General features: G+C 40.9%; 6 protein-coding genes and 1 pseudogene. 4 read left to right on the top strand and 3 right to left on the bottom strand.

All coding sequences use genetic code 11. The annotated features are described in order from the left end of the window. Positions 1-43: 43 nt before the first annotated feature. Entirely contained in the window at positions 44-1,549 is a 1,506-nt protein-coding gene (locus tag VP97_RS18650) for a BCCT family transporter (RefSeq protein ID WP_050183644.1), read from the bottom strand. 49 nt (positions 1,550-1,598) lie between these two features. Next, positions 1,599-2,267: a hypothetical protein gene (locus VP97_RS18645; protein ID WP_050183642.1), complete on the bottom strand. Its 669-nt coding sequence runs from the start codon at positions 2,265-2,267 to the stop codon at positions 1,599-1,601. Between the two features lie 480 nt (positions 2,268-2,747). On the opposite strand from VP97_RS18645, the gene VP97_RS18640 reads away from it, so the two are divergent. From VP97_RS18640 to VP97_RS18625, 4 genes are all read left to right on the top strand, one after another. Continuing rightward, positions 2,748-3,095, top strand: a complete 348-nt coding sequence (locus VP97_RS18640; protein ID WP_050183640.1) for an ArsR/SmtB family transcription factor — start codon at positions 2,748-2,750, stop codon at positions 3,093-3,095. Positions 3,096-3,110: 15 nt separating this feature from the next. Continuing rightward, positions 3,111-4,409: an arsenic transporter gene (locus VP97_RS18635; RefSeq protein WP_050183638.1), complete on the top strand. Its 1,299-nt coding sequence runs from the start codon at positions 3,111-3,113 to the stop codon at positions 4,407-4,409. 34 nt (positions 4,410-4,443) lie between these two features. Continuing rightward, on the top strand, positions 4,444-4,863 hold the full coding sequence (gene arsC, locus VP97_RS18630) for an arsenate reductase (thioredoxin) (RefSeq protein ID WP_050183637.1): 420 nt from the start codon (positions 4,444-4,446) through the stop codon (positions 4,861-4,863). A 230-nt stretch (positions 4,864-5,093) separates the two neighbouring features. After that, positions 5,094-6,062, top strand: coding sequence for an arsenic resistance protein (locus VP97_RS18625; RefSeq protein WP_050183647.1), 969 nt, complete (start codon positions 5,094-5,096; stop codon positions 6,060-6,062). 310 nt (positions 6,063-6,372) lie between these two features. Here the strand turns inward: VP97_RS18625 and VP97_RS18620 are convergent. Continuing rightward, a pseudogene (locus VP97_RS18620) lies at positions 6,373-6,579 on the bottom strand (KGG domain-containing protein); the annotation flags it as partial. Positions 6,580-6,585 lie beyond the last annotated feature (6 nt).

The following is a 6,585-nucleotide window of genomic DNA, read 5'->3' as shown; positions in this document are numbered from 1 at the left end:
CGGGAAGATTTTTTCATTTTACCTTTTAAGAGCGAACGCGATTTCACTTACGGCTATTCTGTGTGTCATACTCGCTCTTTAAACCCTTGAGCAGAGAGAAAGACATGAAAATCAAGATAATAGCAAATGGGAGAGCGGCCGCGAGAGAAGCTGATTGCAGGACGTTTAGTCCGCCAGCGAAAAGCAATACAGCTGCTACAGCAGATTGAATGATGCCCCATGTTACTTTGATTTTATTGGAAGGGTTCAGTGTGCCGCCTTCACTTAGCATTCCTAACACAAAGGTTGCCGTATCGGCAACGGTTATATAGTAAATAGCTACAACAGTAAAACCAATGACGCTTAATATAGAACCTAATGGAAGCTGGTCAAAAAATGTAAAGATAGACAAATCTACGTTATTTGTGATGGATATTGCCAGGTCATTGTTTCTTTGCACAAGATCCAGTGCAGAGCCGCCAAAAATAGACATCCATAAGCATGTTCCAAGAGTTGGAACAATCAATACGCCAATAACAAACTCCCTGACGGTGCGTCCTCTTGAAACGCGTGCGATAAACATACCGACGAATGGTGCCCAGGCGATCCACCATGCCCAGTAGAATAATGTCCAGGAGGCAATCCATCCCTCTCCCTCACTAAATGGTGTGAGTCTTAGGCTTAGATGCAGAAAATCACTAAGATAAAGACCCGTTGTATTAAAAAAGACTTTAACAATAGTCAAGGTAGGACCGACCATCAAAACCAGTAGCATAATCAAAAAAGATAGGATCATAGCGCCATTAGACAAGTATTGGATCCCTTTATCTAACCCTGAATTAATTGAAATGATAAAAATGACCGTTGCAACAGCAATAACAATCAGCTGCACGAATAATTCATTGGGAATTCCGAATAAGTGGTACATTCCGGCTGTTATCTGCATGGCACCGAGGCCTAAAGATGTTGCGATACCGAAGACTGTAGCGAAAATTGATAGGATATCAATCGTTTTTCCGATTGGTCCATAAATTCGCTCCCCCAATACAGGATAGAATGCAGAACTAATCGCTGCCGGAAGCTTTTTGTTGTATTGGAAAAAGGCAAGTGCCAGCCCAATTACAGTGTAGATTGCCCATGGATCCAAACCCCAGTGGAAGAATGTATATTTCATTGCGGTATTGGCTGCTTCAGCTGTAAATCCTTCCCCCGTAGGAGGAGTTGTATAATGGGTTACTGGCTCGGCAACACTCCAGTAAACAATCCCAACTCCCATTCCAGCTCCAAACAGCATAGCAAGCCAGGAACCGGTGTTAAAATCCGGCTTGTCTGTTTTTTTACCAAGACGGATACTGCCGTATTTAGAGAAGAGTATATAGATGGAGAAGACAACAAAGAATAGGGTCGCACCAAGATAAACCCATCCAAAGTAGTCAATTGCCCCAGTATAGATGATATTCGTTACATCAGTGAGACTGTCTTTAAAAAAAACGCCCCAAATAATAAAGATCAGCGTGATGAGTAAAGAAATAATAAAAACAGTATTACCAGTTTGTTTTTTACTGCCCATAGAAACCTCCTAGTAGTTAGCAGGCCTTCATCTCAGGATATGAGATTAATCACATATCGAGGAGGTGATAAACAACTTCCCATTTACCTGAGTCCGATAACTCATTCAGTGGAACTTCTAAACCGCCTCCAAGATATATCGTTTGACCTTTGATTGCGATAACCATCGCTTCCCATAACTCATCGTCGAATTTTTTTCGATAAATGCTTCCAACCCTTGGCAGCTGCTCATTGCTGATCGTAATGACAGGACCGAGCGCGCTGTCATCTAAGTTCTCCGCATCTACACTTTCCATGTTCTGATAATCGATAGGGTTGCTGCTATTAGCACGGCCAGGTTCCATTACAAGATATTCGTAATGCTTGAGCCCATGGGAATTATTTGTAGTGATCCCATTTTTATCTGACGATTCCACCACATCGATTTCATTCAACGAGTATGTGTCCAAGGAATCAGGCTTCGGATTATGTATTAAAACATGATCGCCTTCCTCAGCAATCCTTTTGCTAAGCGTATAAACATGACGGTTGAAGACAAAGCTGTCATGCTCCTTTGGTTTGTATTTTTCTACACTTGCTGCCGTCGTTAATACCTGTGTTAAATCCCTCAGTCGGATAGCGTGAACGGATTGTTTATACATCTGTTTAACCCCATATATCCGATGCAGCTCATTGTTATAATACACAAGCTGCCCTTTTCTTATTTGATAAAGTTTCATGGATAATTCTCCCTTCAAGCGTGTTTATTAAGTCAGGATTATAAAAATATGAGGGTTGCACAGCCTCCATCATTATTAGGGTCTCTTTACACAAGAAAATTATGAGGCATAAAAGTAATCGGTATGTCCTGTACCGATCATCATGGTGTCTAACATCCGCTCTTGCATGGTCATTTCCCCTGCGTTTTCATGATCGGCTTAAAAGCATGAATTTTTAATGATTAAAGGCATGGCTGTACGGCAGACGCCTGTCTCGGCAGGAGCTAACTCCACAACAGAGCGAGAATCAGCAATGTGTTAATAGCCAGATGAGCGCTGCCTATAACTACAATACATTTATTAAAATATTGTCCTTTGTTGGCATTGAGACAATCCGGGAAAGAAAAGGATTTTGCAAGAAATAAAAAGTTTTTTTGGTAAAACCATTTACTTATATAAGTGCATCATTATATACTAATGCCGGAATGGGGGAAATTACACATGAATGTCAATACAAAGCTTGATTTGCAGGAAGTATCACAAATCATGAAGCTGCTTGGTGATAAAACGCGCCTTACGATGATGAAAATGCTTCAATCGCAGGATTTTTGTGTATGTGAGTTTGTAGAGCTTTTTAACATGAGCCAGCCAGCGATCAGCCAGCATCTGCGCAAGTTAAAAGATATTGGTTTGGTAAAAGAAAGTCGGAAAAGGCAGTGGGTTTTCTATTCCTTTAATCGGGATCATGACTGCGCTTTTTTGGTGGAAGATTTATTAAAGCATCTTCCAGATCAAAAAGAACGGCTGGCCCAACTAGAAGCACAGGGACTGCGTATTTCCTGTGACTAGAAAGGAGTAAGAGTTTTGTTTTCTGTTATTGCCGCATCAATCATTTTTCTCGTCACACTCATCTTTGTTATCTGGCAGCCGAAAGGGCTATCGATTGGCTGGTCAGCCTGTGCAGGTGCCATGGCTGCTTTACTGGCAGGGGTTGTCGACTTCGGTGACGTCATCGATGTCACATCGATTGTTTGGAATGCCACACTGGCGTTTATTGCCATCATTATTATTTCTCTTATCCTTGATGAAATTGGTTTCTTTGAATGGTCGGCTCTACATATGGCCCGTATGGCCAAAGGAAATGGCGTCAGAATGTTTGTATTTGTATCTATACTGGGCGCGTTAGTTGCTGCTTTCTTTGCGAACGATGGAGCGGCCCTTATTTTAACGCCGATTGTTCTCGCGATGGTCCGTAACCTGAAGTTTGAAGAAAAGATGGTGTTTCCTTTTATTATTGCCAGTGGATTTATCGCTGATACAACTGCACTGCCGCTAGTTGTCAGCAACCTGGTGAATATCGTCTCAGCCGATTATTTTAACATTGGTTTTGCAGCGTATGCGTCCCGGATGGTTGTGCCGAATTTCTTTTCATTGGTGGCCAGTATCAGCGTGTTATATATTTACTTCCGCAAAAGCATTCCAAAACAGTATGACATGTCCATGTTAAAAGCGCCTGGCGAAGCAATTAAAGACCATAAAATGTTTCGGTTGTCGTGGCTTGTACTTGGAATCCTACTGATGGGTTATTTCGTCAGTGAATTCCTGCATGTTCCTGTTTCTATTATTGCCAGCATTGTGGCAGTATTTTTCCTGGCTATGGCCAGAAGAAGCCCGGCTGTTCATACGAAAACCGTCATCAAAGGGGCGCCGTGGGCGATTGTGTTTTTCTCCATTGGCATGTATGTCGTGGTATATGGACTGCGTAATGCCGGATTAACCTCGGTGCTTGCAGATGTGATTCAGGCAACAGCGGAACAGGGTTTGTTTGCGGCCACAATCGGTATGGGCTTTATCGCCGCTATCCTATCGTCGATCATGAACAATATGCCAACGGTCATGATTAACGCGCTGGCCATTTCCGATACCGCGACATCCCCCATGATCCGCGAAGCTTTAATTTATGCGAACGTCGTTGGGTCGGATTTAGGTCCAAAGATTACACCAATCGGATCACTTGCGACCTTGTTGTGGCTTCATGTTTTAAGCCAAAAAGGTGTGAAAATTTCATGGGGCACGTATTTTAAAACAGGCATCATCTTAACCATCCCAACCCTGTTTATCACGCTGATCGGTTTATATTTGTGGTTACTGCTAATTCATTAATTGATTCAATTGAATCCAAAAGGAGAGCATTATTATGTCCCAAAAAACAATTTATTTCTTATGTACAGGAAACTCTTGCCGAAGCCAGATGGCAGAAGGGTGGGCAAAAAAAATTCTAGGTGATGAGTGGATCGTCAAAAGTGCTGGTATTGAAGCACATGGATTAAACCCGAATGCAGTAAAAGCCATGAATGAAGCAGGAATTGATATTTCCAATCAAACATCAGATATCATTGATCCAGAAATTTTAAACAATGCGACATTAGCTGTAACTCTTTGTGGTGATGCAGCAGATAAATGTCCGATTACGCCTCCATCGGTACGCCGTGAGCACTGGGGCTTTGATGACCCAGCAAAAGCAAAAGGAACAGAAGAAGAAAAATGGGCTGTTTTCCAGCGCGTACGTAACGAGATTGGTGAACGCATCGAACGTTTTGCGAAAACAGGCGAATAAGAATAAAAACAAAGCCGAGAGAACTCTCTCGGCTTTCTTCATAAACAGTAGGTGGATGCTGCTGTCGATCACAAGTGGATTTATCATTAGGTGAGCCAAAGGAGAATTGAAGAAACTGCTTTTTCCTTTGGGATAGTATTAAACTAAGTGATAAAAAACACTAAGGTTACTTGAAGGAGATCGAGCCTATCTTTAAAGAAGGGTAAGTGGAAAAGAAGGATGAAAAGGATATGAATATTACGATAGAAAAATTAGAAAAGCATCAAATTTGGTTATATGGGATTTCTCTTGTAGTTGGTGCCATCATAGGGATCATAAAAAAAGATGCAGGACAAAGCCTGGATTCGGCTATTTCGCCGTTAATAGCCATTCTTATGTACGGAATGTTTGCACAAATTCCTTTTCTAAAACTGCGTGAGGCCATTTCCGATTTTCGATTTACGCTGGCTTTACTCATAGGGAACTTTATAGCTGTGCCTATGATCGTATGGATCTTAATAGTCATATTTCCTCAATCTCCGCCAGTATTGCTGGGCGTTTGTTTGGTTTTGCTTACTCCATGTATTGATTATGTTATTGTTTTTACTCAACTTGGTAAAGGAAACGAGAAGTTAATATTAGCGGCTACCCCTATTTTGTTTGTAGCACAAATGGTATTACTTCCGCTTTATTTATGGTTGTTTATAGGCGAGGAAGTAGCTGGAGTGGTACAAGTAGAACCATTCTTAGAAGCTTTTTTAACCCTGATCATTTTGCCGCTGGCTTTCGCTGTTGTTACTCAATTATGGGCTGACAAGAGTGTAACTGGAGTAAAGGTTTTAAATATAACAACATGGCTGCCTGTTCCGCTTATGGCTTTAGTGTTAATTGTGGTAGTAGCCTCACAAATTGTCAAAGTACAGAGCGATTTCGATATAATTTTAGGTGTAATTCCAATATATATCTTGTTTTTAATCATCACACCATTTGTATCTCGTTTTATCGCCTATCTATTTCGATTAGAAAAGGGAGCAGGAAGGGCTTTAATTTTCAGTACTGGAACAAGAAACTCTCTTGTAGTTCTGCCTCTGGCACTAGCTTTGCCAGGATCGTGGGCAACACTCGCTGCAGCTGTAATTGTTACCCAAACCTTAATTGAATTAGTTGGAGAATTATTTTACATTAAGGCAGTTCCTAAATGGATTTTTAAAGGCGATTGAATTCAAAAATAATAAGCAAGAAGAAAAACGGTCGTTGTTTATTGGCCGTTTTTCTTTCTAACATTTTCTCCATCGCCATCGCGTCTACATATTTTTCATTTAAAATAATTCTGCTTTAACGTCCGACCAGTTATCAATGATTTATACCATATTTTAGAAATAAAAAAATTTAGAAATAAAAAATCCCCAAATGGGGACGCTTTTTTTAAGTGTCCACCATTGGAGATTCCGTTCGCTATTTTCTCATTTAGCTTATTTTTCAATAACTAGCACTTTTTATTGAATGGCCTAATGGAGAGTTTTTAAATCAATCGTTATTCCGCTGGTTGCCGCGGGCTTCTCCGCCTTTTTCGCCGATTTCTTGATAAAATTCTTTATCATGGTTCTCAGCAGCAGCTTCCCCACCTTTTTTTCCGATTTCCTGATAGAATTCCTTGTCATGGTTCTTTGCTGTAGCTTCTCCGCCTTTGCGACCTGCTTCTTCACGACTCATTTTATCGTTATTGTTGTTAGCCATTATAAG

This window comes from Domibacillus robiginosus, assembly GCF_000966195.1.
GTDB lineage: Bacteria > Bacillota > Bacilli > Bacillales > Domibacillaceae > Domibacillus > Domibacillus robiginosus.
The sequence above is the reverse complement of the archived record's forward strand: the minus strand, read 5'-3'. Positions and strand labels throughout refer to the sequence as shown.